Raw genomic sequence first — 16,511 nt, 5'->3', positions numbered from 1 at the left:
AGCCAGAATGAGCGCCGTGGCCGAATCGGAGATGTCAGCGCGCACAATCCGCCTCGAGATCGCGATTGTGCTGGCCATCAGCTTCGGGATGAGCGCATTCAGTGCCATCCTGCAGTTCGCATCGGCCGTGCTGATGGGACTTTCCGGCCAGAGGGTCGCGCTGAATCCGCGCCGTGCCGAACTCAGTCTCATCGACCTGGGATTGAATCTGGTATCGATCACCCGGCTGGTCGCATGGGGGGCACTCGCGGTTTATCTGTTGTGGCGCAGTGGATTTCGCCCATCTTCAGTCGGGCTGGGCCGCTGGCGCTGGCGTGCTGACGGCTTGGGCGCGTTGGGGCTGGCCGCGCTCATCGGACTTCCCGGGCTTGCCTTGTACGTCGGTGCGCGCTGGATGGGCATGAGCGTTCAGGTCATCCCCGCGTCTCTCGATGACACCTGGTGGCGGTTACCGGTGCTGGTGCTGTCCGCATTCGCAAACGGCTGGGCCGAGGAGGTCGTGGTCATCGCCTACCTCCAGACGCGCCTGCACCAGCTGGGCTACGGAACGGCGGCCGCCATCGTGTCGTCGGCACTGCTGCGTGGTTGCTACCACCTGTACCAGGGTGTCTCGGCAGGCGTCGGCAACCTGGCGATGGGCGTGGTCTTCGGATACGTCTGGCACCGCACCGGAAGGCTATGGCCCCTGGTAGTCGCCCATGGCGTGATCGACACCGTGGCCTTTGTCGGGTACGCGTTGCTCCGGGATCACCTGGGCTGGCTCCATTAGCCTCATCTCATGGGACATCCGCGATGACCGAACCCACCGTTCCCTTCCGCGGTCGGCGCCCCGATCGGCGGGAGGACAGCCAGGTCATCCGCCGGCGTCCGTTGCCGCCCACACCGCCGCCGGTCAGTCCGCCGCGACAGCCCGGTCCACCGGCACGACGCGCGCAGCCACCACCACGCTCGTCCGTACGCGATACCCGTCCTCGACGGCCACCCGCGGCGCCACCACCACCCACACGCACCCCACGCACGCGGCGCTGGGGTCTGTGGATACGGCGCATCGTTGTTTTCGCCATGACGCTCATGCTGCTTGGGTTCTGCGGCGTGATCGGTACGGCCCTCTGGCTCGACGGACGGCTACATCACGTCGACGCGCTCAAGGACTACCCGGATCGTCCGGCGACCGGCAGCGGAACCAACTGGCTTCTGGTCGGCTCCGACAGCCGCCAGGGTCTCACTCCTGATCAGGAGACCCAGCTGGCCACCGGGGGCGATATCGGCGACGGCCGCACGGACACCATTCTGTTGGTGCACATACCGGCGTTCTACGACGGCGGGGCGGCCACCATGGTGTCGCTGCCCCGAGACTCCTACGTCTCGATCCCCGAGAACGGCAGCAACAAACTCAATGCCGCGTATTCGCTCGGCGGCCCGGCGCTACTCACCCGAACAGTGGAAGAGGCCACTGGTCTGCGCATAGATCACTACGCGGAAATCGGGTTCAACGGCTTCGCCTCGGTGGTCGATGCGATCGGCGGTGTCTCGATGTGTCTGGATGAGCCCATCCAAGACCCCCTGGCCGGTATCGATCTGACGCCGGGTTGCCAGATACTCAACGGGCCCAGTGCACTTGGGTACGTACGCAGCCGCGCTACGCCCCGGGCAGATCTGGATCGCATGACGCATCAGCGTGCCTTCATGAGCGCACTCTTCCACCGGGTGAGTAGTCCGGCAGTGTGGGCCAATCCCTTTCGCTGGTATCCAGTGGCCACATCGACCGCCGACGCGATCACCCTCGCCGAGGGCGACCACAGCTGGAACCTGGCCCAATTGGGCTGGGCACTAGCAGGTTCCGTGCAGAACTTGACGATGCCCATCGGATCGTTCTCCGAAAATTGGGCGGGCGACATCGTCACCTGGGATCAGGACGCGTCATCCCGCCTTTTCGACGCCCTGCGTACCGGCCAACAAATTCCCGCAGACCTCTTACCCGACCCGGCCACACCGACCCCTTGACGCACTAGGCTTTTCAAGGTGGCTACCACCGATCTCCATGCGCGTACCTCCTCGCCGTTCCTCGAACTGTTGCACGATCAAATCCGCAACGAGTTCACTGCGTCCCAGCAGTACATCGCCATCGCGGTCTATTTCGACGATGCCGATCTGCCACAGCTGGCCAAACGGTTCTACGCGCAGGCGGTCGAGGAGCGCAATCACGCGATGATGATCATCCGCTACCTCATCGACAAGAACGTAGCCATCACGATCCCCGGGGTTGACGCCGTGGTTACCGAATTCGCCGACGCGCGCGCGCCCATCGCCCTCGCACTCGAACAAGAAAAGCGCGTCACCGATCAAGTGACCGAACTCGCCCGCGCGGCACGCTCGGCGGGTGACTACTACGGCGAGCAGTTCATGCAGTGGTTCCTCAAGGAACAGGTCGAAGAGGTCGCGCTCATGGACACCCTGCTCACGGTCGCCGAACGCGCCGACCACGACCTATTCGACCTGGAAAACTTCGTCGCCCGGGAACTGGCTCGTCCCGTCAGCCCGGATCCCACCGCGCCCACAGCGGCCGGCGGCGCACTCTGACAATTTTGCGCACGGCCATTCCCAATTGCGGACTGGAGACAAATTAACTTTGGCTAAGTTAAGAATTAACCAATTAGCTTGCGCAACACTCTTCAATTACTTAGGTGAAGGTAACCTCATTAAGGCTCACCTTGGGTGACACGGGCTCTGACCTGGCCTATTGTCAAATTTATGACCGCGACCGACACCCCAAAAACGAAATTCAACGCGCTTCTTCATGACCAGATCGGCCACGAGTTCACGGCATCGCAGCAATACATTGCGATTGCCGCTTATTTCGATGATGCCGATCTCCCGCAGCTCGCCGCGCATTTCTACAAGCAGGCGGTTGAAGAGCGCAACCATGCGATGATGATCGTCCGGTACCTGATCGACCGGCGCGTATCCGTCGAAATCCCCCCGGTGGGGGCGGTGACCAATGGGTTCACCGCGCCACGCGAACCGCTGGCGCTCGCGCTGGCCCAGGAGCAGACCGTTACCGAGCAGGTCACACAACTGGCACGCACCGCACGGGACGAGGGCGACTACATCGGCGAGCAGTTCATGCAGTGGTTCCTCAAGGAACAGGTCGAAGAGGTCGCGCTCATGGACACCCTGCTCACGGTCGCGGAGCGGGCCGGAGACAACTACTTCGATCTCGAGGAGTTCGTGGCGCGCGAGATCTCGGTTGTGGAGAGCGACCCCACCGCGCCGCCAGCCGCGGGCGGCGCGCTCTAAGCACGTCAACACGATGTCCCCCACCCGGCAGGGGTGGGGGACATCTCTATTTCCGGCCGTGAACCCGTACGTTTGCCGGGTTGCTTTCGGATAATCTCTCATCGGTATCCAGAGCACATCACTCAGTGACGGCATGGCGAAAGGCGGTGCAAACGTTGTTCCGCGGTAGGCAAATTCAACTGACGCTGACTGCTTCCCGTGCTATCGAGTCGGGCCGGCCCGAACCACTGTTCGTCGACTCCTTCGCCGAACGCCTCGTCCTCGGCTCCGACGACCCCTATGCACTGGCGCTGCTGGAGACGGCCCGGGCACATCCGTCCAGCGGTTCCGCGACCGGGCGCACGCTTTTCCTCGCGCGCTGCCGGGCCGTCATGACCCGTCACTATGACGACGCTCTGCTGGCCGCTGCGCAGTCCGGAGCCACCCAGGTGGTGCTTCTGGCCGGAGGATTGGACACCCGCGCCTACCGGCTGGATTGGCCCGCCGGGGTCACCGTCTTCGAGATCGATTATCCGGAATTACTGGAGTTCAAGGACGGTGTGCTCGCGTCGGTAGGGGCGATACCGCGCACCGCACGGCGGCAGGTCGCCACCTTCCTGAGCGGGCCGTGGCAGTCCGACCTGACGGCGGCGGGGTTCGATCCCGATCTGCCCACCGCGTGGCTCGCCGAGGCGCTCATTTCCCACCTGCCCGGACCGAGCCATGACGCGCTGTTCGAGCGGATCATCGAGATGTCCGCGCTGGGCAGCACCATCGCGACCGACACCGACGGTATCTCGCCGTCCGGCCAGTCGTGGGCAGACGTTCGCGACGCCCTCGCCGCGGAAGCCTTCAACGCTTCGGAGCTGACACGCGGATACGAGGAGCGAACAAGATCCAGCGAGTGGCTATCCGGGCACGGGTGGCTGGCAAAGACCACCACCGGCCGGGAGCTGGCGGACCGGTACGGTTTGGAACCCGACGCTGCGTTAGCTCCCTACGTGGACGAATTCGATGCCCGCAGGTTCTTGACGGCCACCTTGCCCGTGAGCTACCTGCACTAGGGAACCGCGTGAAAGCCGTTGCGGCGCTCGATCTTTGCTCCCCGCAGCTCCTCATCCGCCGCCCGGCGCAGCGACTCGAAGTCGAAGCCGGCCACGCTGGTGGATCGCATGGCAGATCCCATGCTGACGCTGGCCCGGTGTGGACCGATGCCGAATCGCCTGGCCCCGATGCGTTCGATGAGGCCTGTCGCCTCATCGGCATGGTCGAAGAAGCCCACCACCATGAACTCATCGCCGCCCATACGCGCGGTGAGATCACTGGCCCGGGTCGTGGTGGCCAGCATTGCCGCGACGGCGCGGATGGATTCGTCTCCGGCGTCGTGCCCCAGCCTGTCGTTGAGCTCTTTCAGCTCGTCCACGTCGACGAGCACCACCGCGACAATTCGGGTTGCCCGCTGCCCGGACAGCAGGGAGCTCAGCGCCACCTGTACGCCACGACGGTTCAATAGCCCGGTCAGCGGATCTTGATGCGCAGCAAGCGATATAGCCTTCAGGGAGCGTCTACCGCCCTCGACGACGACCTGAATAATGATGGGTAGCAGGACAACCGAGGACAGTGCGGGCGCACTGTAGACGTACTGATCGAACCACGTCGCCTCGCCGAGTCGGACGTTCCAGCCCATGAGGCCGAAGATCGCGACCGTCGCGAAGACGCAGTGCACCGCCAACACTCGCCATCCCAGCAGAAACGCGGCGAAAACTCCGATCAGGCCCATATGCGCGAGGGCGCCCAGTCGCGATGCGGGTGCCGACAGCGTGCAGGCTCCGACGACCATCGAGATGTCGGCCCACCAGACGAATGCGATCGCCACACGCCGCCTGGGCCAGGGCAGCACAACCCAGCACATCCCGACCACAAGTGCGGACGCCACCAGCACACCGTGAATAAGCCTCGGCCACAACCCATGCGGTCCCAGCGGGTGGAACTGGATGAGTGTCCCCAACACCACAATCGACAGGCACAGCAGTCCGATCGCGATTTTGAGCGGCACCAGGTTGCGAGTGACCGTGAGCGCGCGCGTCGCGAATCGGTACTCCTGACCGAACGTCATCTCGCCGGCGCCCACAGTGGTGATTATGAGCGCGCGGTGCCGCACCGACAGCGAATGCGCGAGAAATTTGGTTACAACGTGGTACCGGTAAGCCCTCGCTGCAACCAGGACTTGGTGCGGCCCGGGTGGTTGGTGGCGATCCAGGCGACACCGATGCTCCGGCAGAATTCGACATCTTCGTAGTGATCCACCGTCCAGCAGTATGTCGCGCGGCCCTGGGCCGCCGCCCTGTCCACCAGCTCCGGATGCTCACGCAGGGTGGCTATCGACGGTCCTACCGCCGTCGCCCCCACAGTGGTAGCCGCGCTGCCGCCGAGATACCTGGAGGTCTCGCCGAGGAGCACGGTGGGCAGCATCGGAGCCGCACGCCGGATGCGCCATACCGCGGCGGCCGAGAACGACATGACCACCGCCCGTGACATATCGGCCGATGCCGGTGCCGCAATGCCGAACCGGTGGAGCAGCGCGAGCACCTTGTTCTCGACCAACGACCCGTACCGGACCGGGTGCTTGGTTTCGATGAACAACTTCACCGGGCGGTTCCAGTCGAGTACCAGGGAAACCAGTTCCTCGAGAGTCAGCAGCCCCGTGCCCGTCTCTGCCTCGGCACCCCCCGGATGCCAGCTGCCGAAATCCAATGCGCGCAGCTGGCTCAGTGTCATCTCACTGACCAACCCGGTCCCGTCCGAGGTGCGGTCGACTCTGCGGTCATGCACACACACCAGCTGTCCGTCCCGGGTGAGGCGCACATCGCACTCGACTCCGTCGGCCCCCTCTTCGAGGGCAAGCTCATACGCCGCAAGAGTGTGCTCGGGCCGGTCCGCCGACGCGCCCCGATGCGCGACGACGAACGGATGGCGTTCGCCCCTGCCGTCTATACCGTCGGCTCCCCGTGCATGGGCCTCATCCTCACCAGGCTCCGACGACTCGGTCACGATCCAATGCTGCCGGTTCCGTGCCCACTGGTTCAACCGCAGCGCCGGAATTGGCGTCGCGTGTCGGCGGCACGTCCGGACGGTCGGCATCCAGCGGCACCGGCCCCTGCGGGGATTCCACCGCCAGCCAGCGCACCGCGCGGTGATGTCCTTCCGGTGCTGTGAAGCCCTCGTACACGCGACGAAGCCTCCAGGCCGCGACCGCCGCGACCGCGTAATCGATGGCCGTGAAGAGCGCGTTGTCCGCGATGCCCTGCACTGTCACCGAATCGCGGACCACCCACGTCACCAGGGCCAGCAGCCACGTCGCCGCCCACAGAACCGTCCACCACATAATGTTCCGGTACTGCCGATACCAACGGTTCTCGATCTTGGCGAGCTCCAGGAGAAGTAGCGGTATACCCACGATGTTCGCGATCGGTAGCAGGCACAGCACCCGAATCTCCCATGGGCTGCGCGGATCGTCGAACCCCAGGTCACGATAGGTTTCTGCACGGCGCGCGATCATCCAGTCCGTCAGGAACCACGCGGTGGCCGCCATAACCGCGAAGGCAAGCGCCACGCTGATCAGGACTAGCCCGTTTGACGCACTGGCGACGAACCGCGGGATCAGTGCACCGCGGTTGTAGACCATCAACGCATATCGAAGAAAATGCGTACATGAAGTGATTGCCAGGGTGATGATTGTGGCCAGCAGGAGCCTGTCGAGTATCCGGCTGGGGACAGCACCCCCGGCTATCCCTTGGCGTGACGATCCGGTCGGCTCGATGTGGTCGACCAGACCCCAGCGAGGGATATACGCGTAGCGCGGCGTCGGCCCGAGCGGACGACGTCGGCGGGCCGGCGCCGGGGGCGATCCGGGACGCACGGCAATCCATCGATATCCCGCGGGCAGCCGGGTGGGACGCGCCTGTGGACGTCCCGCAGGCGTTGCCACGGGGCCCTGCTGAGTCGGCGGAACCCAATACTTGCCGGCGGGCGCGGGTGCCCCGACGGGCGGGCGTGACATGGACGCGGCGGGCCGCGGCGGGGCGGTCATGCCCGGCTCAAGCAGAGTGCCCCGGCATCGTGGGCACCAGTATCGACGCTGCTCACGCACGTTCCACTGGGTCCCGCAGCGGGAGCACACCTGGATCATTCGTCCAGCGTAACGGCCTACGGGAGTAACCGGCAGCGAGTAGTGCGCTGAAGCCCGCGTACGAGCCCGATCGCCAGGAAATCAGCTGATAGTCGGCTTACCTGCCTGAACCCATGCCAGCATGCCTCCCGAGACGTTGCTGACGTCGAAACCATTGCGGTTCAGGTATGCGGCGGCACGCTGAGAACGTCCTCCGGCGTGGCAGATCACCCATAGCGGCGCATCCGGGTCGAGCTCGTCCATTCGGGAGGGCACATCGCCGAGCGGTATATGTTGCGCGCCCTCGATGTGCCCGGCCGCCCACTCGTCGTCCTCACGAACGTCAAGCAACTTGACACCAAGACTCAGCGCGGCCGAAATCTCGTCGATGCCGACCTGTGGCACGTCGTCACCAGTAGGGAAGCTCATCGTTCATTCCTGTCACTCGATCGGCATGACACGCGCGGCGCCCGCAACTTTTCGTGGTGTGACGCACGCCACAGCAATGTCGGCTTATCCACACTATCCACAGGTTGATCCACAAACCACAGGGTGCTCATTTGCATTTGCGCTGGCCAGGACTCCACGATGCGGCCCAGCGGCGCTCGCGACGGGGAACCGTAGCACTGCGTGTGCAGAGTTAGCGAATTCACTGCCACACCCGTGGGATAGCTCACGCCTCGGCCGGGCCGCCGGGCGGCACGTCCAACCCAATGGGGCAGGAAACCGAGGTCCCGCCGAGCCCGCAGTACCCATTCGGGTTCTTGGCCAGGTACTGCTGGTGATACTCCTCGGCGTAGAAAAACGTCCGCGACGCGTGTCCGACGGGCCCGTTCAATGGCGCGATCTCGGTGGTGATCGCCCCATATCCGGCATCGGCCAGGGCAGCCTCGTACCGTGCGGCGCTCTCGGCGGCCTGGACTGCCTGCCCCTCACTGGTCGTATAGATCACGGACCGGTACTGGGTTCCGCGGTCGTTCCCTTGGCGCATCCCCTGAGTCGGGTCGTGGCTCTCCCAGAACTGCACCAGCAGCTGCCCGTAGGTCACCTCTCGAGGGTCGAACACCACCAGCACCACCTCCGCGTGGCCGGTCCGCCCCGAGCACACCTCTTCATACGTGGGGTTGGGCGTGTATCCCCCGGCGTAGCCCACTGCGGTGGAGTAGACGCCGGGAAGCTTCCAGAAGCCGCGTTCGGCGCCCCAGAAGCACCCCTCCCCGAACACCGCGAGCTCACATCCGTCCGGGAACGGCGGCACTGTCGTGTGGCCGTTGACGAAGTGCGTGCCGGACACCCGAATCGGTGTCGCGCGCCCAGGCAATGCCGCATCCTCGGCGACGATTGCCGACTTTCCCGGTTTGAGCCCATCTTCGATTCGCCCCAAGATCTGATCGCGAACGTTATCCACCCAAGAAGCCATGGACTCGATGGTACGCCGCCCGCGGTGCCCAATTTGCTGGTCGAGCTGGGGTTTCCAGGTACACGCTGGGTGAATTTTCGCGCACCGCGATTTGGAGCTATGATGACCGTCACACGCGAGGTGCTGTGACTCATCTCACCGTGGAGGTACTTGCAGAGAGTGGCAGGAGGGCGGCGATGACAGCACAGTCGGCAGGACACGAACCCATGTCCACTTCCGGCTGGCAGTTGACTCCTCGCTGCTACAACACCTCGTATCGTGTCGCGGCCTTTCGCGCCCTGATCATCGCCCTCATCCTCGCGGCCGGTCTCGCGTTTCTCATCCTGGTCTAACTGCCGGCCGGCACTCCGGCCATTTCGCACACATTCGGTAACCAAATCGGGGATGCCTGCGTCCTTGCGGCGCGTTGCGCAATAGAGCAGGGTTGAATCGGTAGGCCGGCACTCCGGTTCGAAGAGGTTTAGCCGTGTCTTCTGTTGGATAGATCTGCCGATAACGCAGATACGAGCGATTACGACGCAAGCGGAAAGGAATCTCGTGGCTGAGTACACACTGCCCGATTTGGACTATGACTACGGAGCGCTGGAGCCCCACATCTCGGGACAGATCAACGAGCTGCACCACAGTAAGCACCACGCGACCTACGTCAAGGGTGTTAACGACGCTGTTGCCAAGTTGGAGGAGGCCCGCGAAAAGGGCGACCACGCCGCGATCTTCCTCAACGAGAAGAACCTGGCGTTCCACCTCGGCGGCCACGTGAACCACTCGATCTGGTGGAAGAACCTGTCCCCCAACGGCGGTGACAAGCCGACCGGCGATCTGGCCGCCGCCATCGACGATCAGTTCGGTTCGTTCGACAAGTTCCAGGCACAGTTCACCGCCGCGGCCAACGGTCTGCAGGGCTCGGGCTGGGCCGTGCTCGGTTACGACAGCCTCGGACAGAAGCTGCTGACCTTCCAGCTGTACGACCAGCAGGCCAATGTCCCTCTGGGCATCATCCCGCTGCTCCAGGTCGACATGTGGGAGCACGCCTTCTACCTTCAGTACAAGAACGTCAAGGCCGACTACGTGAAGGCATTCTGGAACGTGGTCAACTGGGCCGACGTGCAGGACCGCTACACCGCGGCCACCACCAAGACGTCGGGCCTGATCTTCGGCTGATCTCACGCACCGCTTGGGCCCCGGGTTCGCTTGCGAATCCGGGGCCCACGCATTTTTCGGCGTGTCCGCTAGCGATTGCGGGGTGATTCCGCGCATGGTAATTCTGAAGTAAGCAGCGTCGCGCAATACTGGTAGTGATGTCAGAGTGATTGTGAGCGTGGCAGATATGGCGACCAGTTCCGATCAGCCGATCGAGATCGCGCCCTTCCATGCGGGCGGATCACTCAGAGGGTTTGTGGTGTGCGGCCGGTGGCCTGATTCCACGAAGGAATGGATGCAGCTGCTGATCGTGACGGTACGCATCGCCACCCTGCCCGGATTACTCTCCACCACAACGATTTTTGGCGCCCGTGAAGACCTACCGGACGACCCGGCACCCGGCATGGTGGGCTTGGTCATCGCCGAAGGCACGGTCCTTGGTGAATCGGCAGTCGCCCCTGGGCGTTTCGCAGAGCATCAGCCGCCGGCGCTGCTCATGCTCCACCCTCCGTCGGAAACCAATCCGACACTGCCGGAATGCCTAGGCGCGGCGTCCGGTTGCCTCCTCCTACCCGGAATACCGCATCTGGGCTTGGACCATCGGGCCGCCTGGGTGGAGGCAGAGTCGGACGGCACGGTCACTTCGGTGGTGAGCCGGGTCGGTATCGATCCCATCAGCGACCCGGACACGGCAGTATTGGCAATGCTGCTTGCCGCATAGCGGTTTTGAGATCCCGGGCCACCATGCGGCGCGGTACACACACGGCGCCTTGGTCCGTGGGCAGCACCAGGACAGGGTCCGCCAGCAACTACCACATCACTAGCTCCCGGGTACGTCGGTAGGTTCCTGGCGGCAGCACGACGCCACCGGCCCCGGCGTCGTTCTCCTCACCTCGCACGCGACGTATCCGAGCACTGTTCGCGGTGCGGCCGCCGTCGACGAGTACCCGCCCCGCTGCCTGCGGCCACCGCCCCATCGGGAGCCCTGCGGAGCCCGCATGGGAACGACGCAAACGGGGCCAGGAAACCAGCGACTGCCGGTGCTGTCCGACGCGCCCTTCTGGCGACCATCCCTGGCTGTTTCTCAGCGCCTACGCGAGGGGACCGAGCGGACCACCGCTCCGCCCGCCAGCGACTGTCGGCGGATCTCCCGGTGTCCACGCCCCACCCCAGACATCCCGTGCGCTGACACGGCCCCCTTCCCGGGAGTGGCCCGGATACATCCGACACACGGGTCACACACACACAGGAACGAGCCGGGCCGCGCCACGATCTTCCCGATCGGAATGATCTTGATCGGCGCGCCGGGGTTGTCTTAGATGGCAGTGGCACGCCTTTCAGCCTTGGACAGTTGCTGTGATCTTCCTCACAGTCGATGGGTGTCGATTTACCGCTGGTCAGAGGGGATGCCCTGCTGGAGGCCCCACTTGCGGTCACCGTTCCATTATTAAAACGTTACCTATGCGCGGCGATTCACACCAGAATCGCAAGCTGCCGTTATCGTCACGGGCGTGACATCGTGCCAGGTCAGCGAGGCGTGCGCGCAGAAAGTGCGGTTTTGGTGCGAGTAGCAACTCAGCAGGTTATAGCGCCGGGTACCGAGCCCGGCAGACTTAGGAAACGAATGCGATCACTCCGCACGGCTCCCGCCGGAGCCTGGGCGCCGTCGCACTGGGGATTTATCAATCATTTGCCTGAGAACGAAGATTCCCAGATCGTCCTGAATATTGGACGCTGCACAGATGTTCCTGAGCTAGCACGTTTGGATAACCGAACATCGTGTCCACCGTAGTCAAACTTGGTGGTTGCGCTTGGCTACAGGCAAAACTAAGGTTACGATGGGCAGCAAATACGTCCCCCGAATTAGCAACTTTATCTGTTTGTGGAGGTAAGGCTCGATGAGCACCACGTTCACCGCACGTTTGAATCGGTTGTTCGACACCGTGTATCCGCCCGGGCGTGGCCCCCACACCTCTGCCGAGGTGATCGCGGCCCTGCGGTCCGAGGGCATCACGATGTCCGCCCCGTACCTGTCGCAGCTGCGGTCGGGTAACCGCACCAACCCGTCGTCGGCGACCATGAAGGCTCTCGCGAACTTTTTCCGCATCAAGCCGGCGTACTTCACCGATGACGAGTACTACGAGAAGCTCGATCAGGAGCTGACCTGGCTCGCGAACATGCGCGACGAGGGCGTTCGCCGGATCGCGGCCCGCACCGTCGGTCTGTCCGTCGAGGCGCAGGATCGTATTACCCAAACCGTCGACGAATACCGTCGCAAAGAGGGTCTCGACAGCTAGTCCACCGCTTGTCTGGCCGGTCCACTCGGGGAAGGACCGGCCAGTTTGGCGTTCACCGCTCGTCGAGCCGGCGGGGGACGCACAGCGGGACGGGACTTTACAACTCAAGAACGATGTTCGGCACGCACCAGCCTGCGGTACTCGGTAGCGATCGCGAGAATCCATTCGCGATCGGAGTATCCGTCAGGCTGGTGTAGCCATTCCGGGCCTGGGAAGTTTTCCTTCGGATCACCTTCGGTGAGAACCCATTTCACTACGGCATGAGCCTGCGCCGCGGGAAGCACATCGAGTTTGACGGGCTCCACACCCAGCTCGATATCGCCCTCACCCTCTGATTCGGGGTCGAGGCCCTGGGCATGCATCGCCTCCAGGAAGAGCGCGTCCGAGATATAGGCCATGCGGTCCGCCACCTGGAAGGCCAAAGGCCCACGGGGCCGCACACCAATCGCGGCGTCCGGCTGGCGCTTCTTCAGGTCCTTGTACAACGGGGCCAGCACAAACATCTCGCGTCGCGCGACCAGCCAGGTTTCAAATGTTGGTAGCAGCGCGCCCACTGCCACCATCGCCATCGCACAGCCGATCAATGTGGCCGCGGTACCGATGGTGACATATTCGGACTGGGCCACCGCGACGCCCGCCACCACCAGCACTGCCAGTACAAGGAGACTGATCCCGACAGTGAAAAGGAAAAGGGCACGACCGCGCCGGGTCCGATTCGAATAGGCCATCCCCGCCCACAGCACCACCGACAGGGCCACCGCGATGTACAGCATGGGGACCAACCAGGCCGTGCCGGATGCAAATCCACCCAGATCGCGCTTCAGAAATTCACGAGGGGTCATCTCCGGCTGCCGGCCACGGGAGAAGAACACCGCGAGGCTCGCGCCGCCAATCACGGTGGCGGCCAGGTACTGCCAGCGCGCCCATCGCTTGTTGGCCACCGCGGTACGGCTGGCGGACATGCTCGTGATCATCACGCAACTGCCGGCCGCGCAAGCCGTCAAGGCGGCCTGGCTCAGCGCTACCGAGATGTTGGGCCAACCCAGCGAGCTGTCCACCAAGATCGTCAGCGGTTCCCAGTTCAGCGCCGATACCAGTGCCAGGCTTCCCAGGGCGACAATCATTCCGGTGCTGACCGGGGATTGCTTGTGGACGAGCACCCACCCGATGCGCAGACCCGTCGCCATACCCAGCAGCCCGGCAATAACCCAGGCGATCACCCAAAGGCCTCCCCGAGCCTCACCTGAACGATGGACGCGCGGTCGGAGGGCAGCCGGCCAAGCCGATACAACAACAGCGCCGCGAAGTCCTCGGCCTCCTGTTCAGCCTCCATGCCGGTGGCCCCCATACATCCGGTGCGCTGCGACAGCATGTAGGCGATCAGGTCATCACTGGCGAATTCCGCTTCATCTCTTGCCATTTCGACTACCGAGATACCTTCGTGGCGCAGCACCACGTGGCCGAGTTCGTGGGCAAGTGTGCGATCCCAGGTGGGTAGGCCGCGCTGAATGATGAAGATGTCTTCGTTCTCGTACTGGCGCCATTGACCGCACACCCCGGGGGGCAGATCGGCCGAGATGATCTCGATGGACCGGTCGCGGTCACGGCCTACGGCCTCGACGAGGGCGGTCAGCGTCACCTCGCCCTTACGAGGAGCAAGGTCGAGCACAGCGTTGACGGCATCGGTCACACGACGGCCTGCGCCCATGTGCCTCTCCCCTCGCGGTGTGCCTTCCCGGACAGACCCCTCATGGGGTGCTGTGTCAATTCTCCCCTATTCCAGGAAGCGGGCGGCGGCAGAGGCGCGCACGGTATGCCCGGCCTTGGCTTGCCGGTATCCGAGCGCGGCTCCCACGAAGGTCATCATCGCGATACCTGCGGCACCCGGAATTGCCACCGCGGCGATCTCGGATGTCTTGGTCAGACGGAGGTAATCGGTGTAGCCGGTGCGCGGCGCGATGGTCTCGGCGGCGACGAACTGCTGGATCGGCTTGGTGACGGCCTCTGGCTGCTTGGTGCCGCCCGCGGTGACCACGACATCACCGCCCCGTCCGCCCTCGGCCTGCTTGACGGTGACGACCGGTGGCGTCGGCGGCACGACCGGCGCCAGCGGCGCGAGGACCGGCGGCGCGGGCGGTGTCGCGATCGCAACAGCAGGCGCCTTCGGAGTGGGCACCGTCGGCGGCGCGACCGGCCCGGTGTGGATGCTTGGGTTCCCGCCCGGGGTCCGCGTTCCCGCGGCTCCACCGAACGGGGCGTCCGGGTTGGTGGCACCGCCCAGCGCGGGGAAGCCCGGCAGGTTGATCACGTGGTCGCGGTCGCCTTCGGATTCGTGCCCCGGATTCGTTCCGGTGCCCGCACCCGGTGTGTGCGTCGAAGTGCTCGGCTTCTTCTTCCAGATGATGATGGTGCGTCCGCCCATATTCACGGTGACACCGGGAACCTTGGGCTCCTCGGCCGACGACTCGTGCTCCGGGTGCGTGGTGCCTGCGGTGGGTGTCTCGGCCGTCGCGCCCGGCGCCGTCGACGTGTGCGGTGAGGTCGCCGTCTCCGTTTTGGGTGTGGTGGCGGTCTCCGTCTTGGGTGCCAGCGCACCGGCCACCGAGCCGAGCGCACCCTTCAACGAAGGATGCTCTTCGGTGTGAGTTCCGGTGCCAGCGGAGCTTTCTGTGGCAGCCGCACCCTCGGCGGTCGGGGTGTGCACCCCAGCGGCACCGCCCGAGTGCGGCAGAGTTGTCCCCACGGTCGTCCCCACGCCGCCGATTCCTCCACCGGACGAGCCATTCGAGCCGCCCGGAGCGCTGGAATTGGCGCCCGGCGTGCCGGTGCCCGAACCCGCGCTACCTGCCGCGCTATCGGCTGTCTTGCCGGTGGAGCCGGCTGATCCGGGCTTCGGGACACTCGCCCCGGGGCCCTTGTCTTTGTCTTTATCGCTCTTGGCGGAGTCGCCGTTGCCCCCCGCGGCACCTTCCGACCCGGAGCCGCCGTGCAGGCTCTTGCCGAAGCTCGGGGCCGAGGGTGCGTTACGGGCGCCACCGCTGCCCGGGCCGCCGTTACCGCCGCCACCGCCACCCAACAGGCCTCCGGTGAGTTTGTGCAGAGCGCCACCCAGGCCGTGATCGTGGTCATGGTCGTTGCCCGATCCTCCGCCGGGTTTTGCGTCCGCGGCCGGCGTGGTGATGGCGAAAACCCCGAATCCCCCCATGAGGGTCCCCGAGCTGAGCACGGTCACCACAGCGGCGCGCGCAGAGGCACGCTTCAGCTGCTGGCTTCTCCTGCTCGGATTTGCTCGATGTCGCCCCACGGCGAACAGCATGCCGGGAATTTGCTCGGAGGTCAAATGTCCGTCACATATTGTGGGCCCTTTCACCTCATGTTTCCCACGTACCGCGGAAATGGTGGCGGCCGAGACTTCGCTGCGGGCCGACGGGAACCTTTGCAGTGCATGCCACGACCACCTAAATAGGAGCCCCCATCCGCACGGGGCCGGTGCGGGTCGGCGCGCTAGGGTTAGCGCCACACTCGCAACGCGATGAACGGAGGCCGCTGGGATGGGTTTTCTCACCAGCCGCAAGAGCCGCTCGACGAAACGTGCCGAGGCGCGGGCGCTGAAGGCGAAAGCCAAGCTCGAAGCCCGGTTGGCGGCGCGCAATGACCGGCGCAGGATGCGCGTACAAGCGCGGTCGGAGTCCGCTGCCCGGCGCGACGCGCGCAAGACGGAGCTGGCGACGCTGAAGGCCCAGCGGCAAATCGCCCAGGATCAGCTCAGGGCGGTGCGGGAAGGCAAGCTGCTCTCGCCCACCCGGATCAAGCGCACGCTCACGGTTGTGCGGCTGCTAGCTCCTGTGCTGTTGCCGCTGCTGTACAAGGCGGCCATCGCGGTCCGTGGGGTCTTGGACCAGCGCCGCGCCGATCGACTCGGCATACCGCTGGCCGAGCTGGGCCAGTACTCGGGATTCGGCGCAGAACTGTCGGCCCGTATCGCCGGCGCCGAACAGTCGCTACAGGCCGTGCTGGACCGTGCGCCCAAGGATGCCGAGACCAAGAAGTTCACTGCCACCGTTCGTGCCCGGCTCGAGGAATTGGGTACCGCGGTGGGGGCATCCGAACACATGCCGCCGACCCGGCGGCGCGCGGCACATGCCGCCATCGCCCGCGAGCTGGACGGCATTGACGCGGATCTGCTCGCACGACTCGGAGTGAGGTAACC

General features: G+C 64.8%; 18 protein-coding genes. 10 read left to right on the top strand and 8 right to left on the bottom strand.

All coding sequences use genetic code 11. The features are described 5' to 3' along the window. The first annotated feature begins 7 nt into the window (after nt 1-7). The 5 genes from MAB_RS00795 to MAB_RS00775 all read left to right on the top strand — a co-directional run bounded on the left by MAB_RS00795 (nt 8) and on the right by MAB_RS00775 (nt 4,340). A complete protein-coding gene (locus tag MAB_RS00795; RefSeq protein ID WP_005129429.1) occupies nt 8-769 on the top strand; it encodes a CPBP family intramembrane glutamic endopeptidase in 762 nt (253 codons plus the stop codon). A 293-nt stretch (nt 770-1,062) separates the two neighbouring features. Continuing rightward, nucleotides 1,063-2,004, top strand: coding sequence for an LCP family protein (locus tag MAB_RS00790; protein WP_005084127.1), 942 nt, complete (start codon nt 1,063-1,065; stop codon nt 2,002-2,004). A gap of 18 nt (nt 2,005-2,022) precedes the next feature. Then, nucleotides 2,023-2,580, top strand: a complete 558-nt coding sequence (locus MAB_RS00785) for a ferritin (protein ID WP_005062850.1) — start codon at nt 2,023-2,025, stop codon at nt 2,578-2,580. Between the two features lie 171 nt (nt 2,581-2,751). Further along, on the top strand, nt 2,752-3,297 hold the full coding sequence (locus MAB_RS00780) for a ferritin (protein ID WP_005065153.1): 546 nt from the start codon (nt 2,752-2,754) through the stop codon (nt 3,295-3,297). Nucleotides 3,298-3,422: 125 nt separating this feature from the next. Continuing rightward, on the top strand, nt 3,423-4,340 hold the full coding sequence (locus tag MAB_RS00775) for an SAM-dependent methyltransferase (RefSeq protein ID WP_005084128.1): 918 nt from the start codon (nt 3,423-3,425) through the stop codon (nt 4,338-4,340). On the opposite strand, the gene MAB_RS00770 is transcribed toward MAB_RS00775, so the two are convergent. From MAB_RS00770 to msrA, 5 genes are all read right to left on the bottom strand, one after another. After that, on the bottom strand, nt 4,337-5,437 hold the full coding sequence (locus MAB_RS00770; protein WP_005113741.1) for a GGDEF domain-containing protein: 1,101 nt from the start codon (nt 5,435-5,437) through the stop codon (nt 4,337-4,339). The two genes, MAB_RS00775 and MAB_RS00770, sit on opposite strands and share 4 nt — an antisense overlap. A gap of 26 nt (nt 5,438-5,463) precedes the next feature. Further along, a complete protein-coding gene (locus MAB_RS00765; RefSeq protein ID WP_005084130.1) occupies nt 5,464-6,327 on the bottom strand; it encodes a glycerophosphodiester phosphodiesterase in 864 nt (287 codons plus the stop codon). Then, on the bottom strand, nt 6,302-7,465 hold the full coding sequence (locus tag MAB_RS00760; RefSeq protein WP_012296269.1) for a DUF4328 domain-containing protein: 1,164 nt from the start codon (nt 7,463-7,465) through the stop codon (nt 6,302-6,304). The genes MAB_RS00765 and MAB_RS00760 overlap by 26 nt, the downstream gene beginning before the upstream one ends. Nucleotides 7,466-7,546: 81 nt before the next feature. Further along, the gene (locus MAB_RS00755) at nt 7,547-7,873 is read right to left on the bottom strand and encodes a rhodanese-like domain-containing protein (RefSeq protein WP_005084133.1); all 327 of its coding nucleotides are present in this window, start codon (nt 7,871-7,873) and stop codon (nt 7,547-7,549) included. 244 nt (nt 7,874-8,117) lie between these two features. Further along, a complete protein-coding gene (gene msrA / locus MAB_RS00750; protein WP_005112865.1) occupies nt 8,118-8,852 on the bottom strand; it encodes a peptide-methionine (S)-S-oxide reductase MsrA in 735 nt (244 codons plus the stop codon). A 188-nt stretch (nt 8,853-9,040) separates the two neighbouring features. On the opposite strand from msrA, the gene MAB_RS00745 reads away from it, so the two are divergent. The 4 genes from MAB_RS00745 to MAB_RS00730 all read left to right on the top strand — a co-directional run bounded on the left by MAB_RS00745 (nt 9,041) and on the right by MAB_RS00730 (nt 12,301). Beyond that, nucleotides 9,041-9,196, top strand: a complete 156-nt coding sequence (locus tag MAB_RS00745; RefSeq protein ID WP_005084135.1) for a hypothetical protein — start codon at nt 9,041-9,043, stop codon at nt 9,194-9,196. A 205-nt stretch (nt 9,197-9,401) separates the two neighbouring features. After that, nucleotides 9,402-10,025, top strand: a complete 624-nt coding sequence (locus MAB_RS00740) for a superoxide dismutase (RefSeq protein WP_005062831.1) — start codon at nt 9,402-9,404, stop codon at nt 10,023-10,025. 166 nt (nt 10,026-10,191) lie between these two features. Next, entirely contained in the window at nt 10,192-10,725 is a 534-nt protein-coding gene (locus MAB_RS00735) for a hypothetical protein (protein WP_005062827.1), read from the top strand. Nucleotides 10,726-11,902: 1,177 nt separating this feature from the next. Next, nucleotides 11,903-12,301 carry a secretion protein EspR gene (locus MAB_RS00730; protein WP_005062824.1) on the top strand — a complete coding sequence of 133 codons (399 nt, stop codon included), beginning with the start codon at nt 11,903-11,905 and terminating at the stop codon, nt 12,299-12,301. A 104-nt stretch (nt 12,302-12,405) separates the two neighbouring features. Here the strand turns inward: MAB_RS00730 and MAB_RS00725 are convergent, their stop codons facing one another. The 3 genes from MAB_RS00725 to MAB_RS00715 all read right to left on the bottom strand — a co-directional run bounded on the left by MAB_RS00725 (nt 12,406) and on the right by MAB_RS00715 (nt 15,536). Continuing rightward, on the bottom strand, nt 12,406-13,521 hold the full coding sequence (locus MAB_RS00725) for a hypothetical protein (protein ID WP_005112862.1): 1,116 nt from the start codon (nt 13,519-13,521) through the stop codon (nt 12,406-12,408). Further along, nucleotides 13,518-14,009, bottom strand: a complete 492-nt coding sequence (locus MAB_RS00720) for an ImmA/IrrE family metallo-endopeptidase (RefSeq protein ID WP_005062809.1) — start codon at nt 14,007-14,009, stop codon at nt 13,518-13,520. Before MAB_RS00720 ends, MAB_RS00725 begins: the two co-directional genes overlap by 4 nt. A gap of 66 nt (nt 14,010-14,075) precedes the next feature. Continuing rightward, on the bottom strand, nt 14,076-15,536 hold the full coding sequence (locus MAB_RS00715; protein WP_005112861.1) for a hypothetical protein: 1,461 nt from the start codon (nt 15,534-15,536) through the stop codon (nt 14,076-14,078). Between the two features lie 316 nt (nt 15,537-15,852). Here MAB_RS00715 and MAB_RS00710 point away from each other — a divergent pair, with 316 nt between their 5' ends. After that, nucleotides 15,853-16,509, top strand: a complete 657-nt coding sequence (locus MAB_RS00710; protein ID WP_005065147.1) for a DUF6474 family protein — start codon at nt 15,853-15,855, stop codon at nt 16,507-16,509. Nucleotides 16,510-16,511 lie beyond the last annotated feature (2 nt).

The sequence above is a fragment of the Mycobacteroides abscessus ATCC 19977 genome, assembly GCF_000069185.1.
GTDB lineage: Bacteria > Actinomycetota > Actinomycetes > Mycobacteriales > Mycobacteriaceae > Mycobacterium > Mycobacterium abscessus.
Note: the sequence above shows the minus strand (reverse complement) of the source record. Positions and strands in the feature narration are given on the sequence as shown.

Coding starts and splice junctions, on each gene's coding strand:
- MAB_RS00795 (WP_005129429.1), top strand. CDS start 8: ATGAGCGCCGTGGCCGAATCGGAGATGTCAGCGCGCACAATCCGCCTC.
- MAB_RS00790 (WP_005084127.1), top strand. CDS start 1,063: ATGACGCTCATGCTGCTTGGGTTCTGCGGCGTGATCGGTACGGCCCTC.
- MAB_RS00780 (WP_005065153.1), top strand. CDS start 2,752: ATGACCGCGACCGACACCCCAAAAACGAAATTCAACGCGCTTCTTCAT.
- MAB_RS00760 (WP_012296269.1), bottom strand. CDS start 7,465: ATGATCCAGGTGTGCTCCCGCTGCGGGACCCAGTGGAACGTGCGTGAG.
- MAB_RS00755 (WP_005084133.1), bottom strand. CDS start 7,873: ATGAGCTTCCCTACTGGTGACGACGTGCCACAGGTCGGCATCGACGAG.
- MAB_RS00745 (WP_005084135.1), top strand. CDS start 9,041: ATGACAGCACAGTCGGCAGGACACGAACCCATGTCCACTTCCGGCTGG.
- MAB_RS00735 (WP_005062827.1), top strand. CDS start 10,192: ATGGCGACCAGTTCCGATCAGCCGATCGAGATCGCGCCCTTCCATGCG.
- MAB_RS00730 (WP_005062824.1), top strand. CDS start 11,903: ATGAGCACCACGTTCACCGCACGTTTGAATCGGTTGTTCGACACCGTG.
- MAB_RS00720 (WP_005062809.1), bottom strand. CDS start 14,009: ATGGGCGCAGGCCGTCGTGTGACCGATGCCGTCAACGCTGTGCTCGAC.
- MAB_RS00710 (WP_005065147.1), top strand. CDS start 15,853: ATGGGTTTTCTCACCAGCCGCAAGAGCCGCTCGACGAAACGTGCCGAG.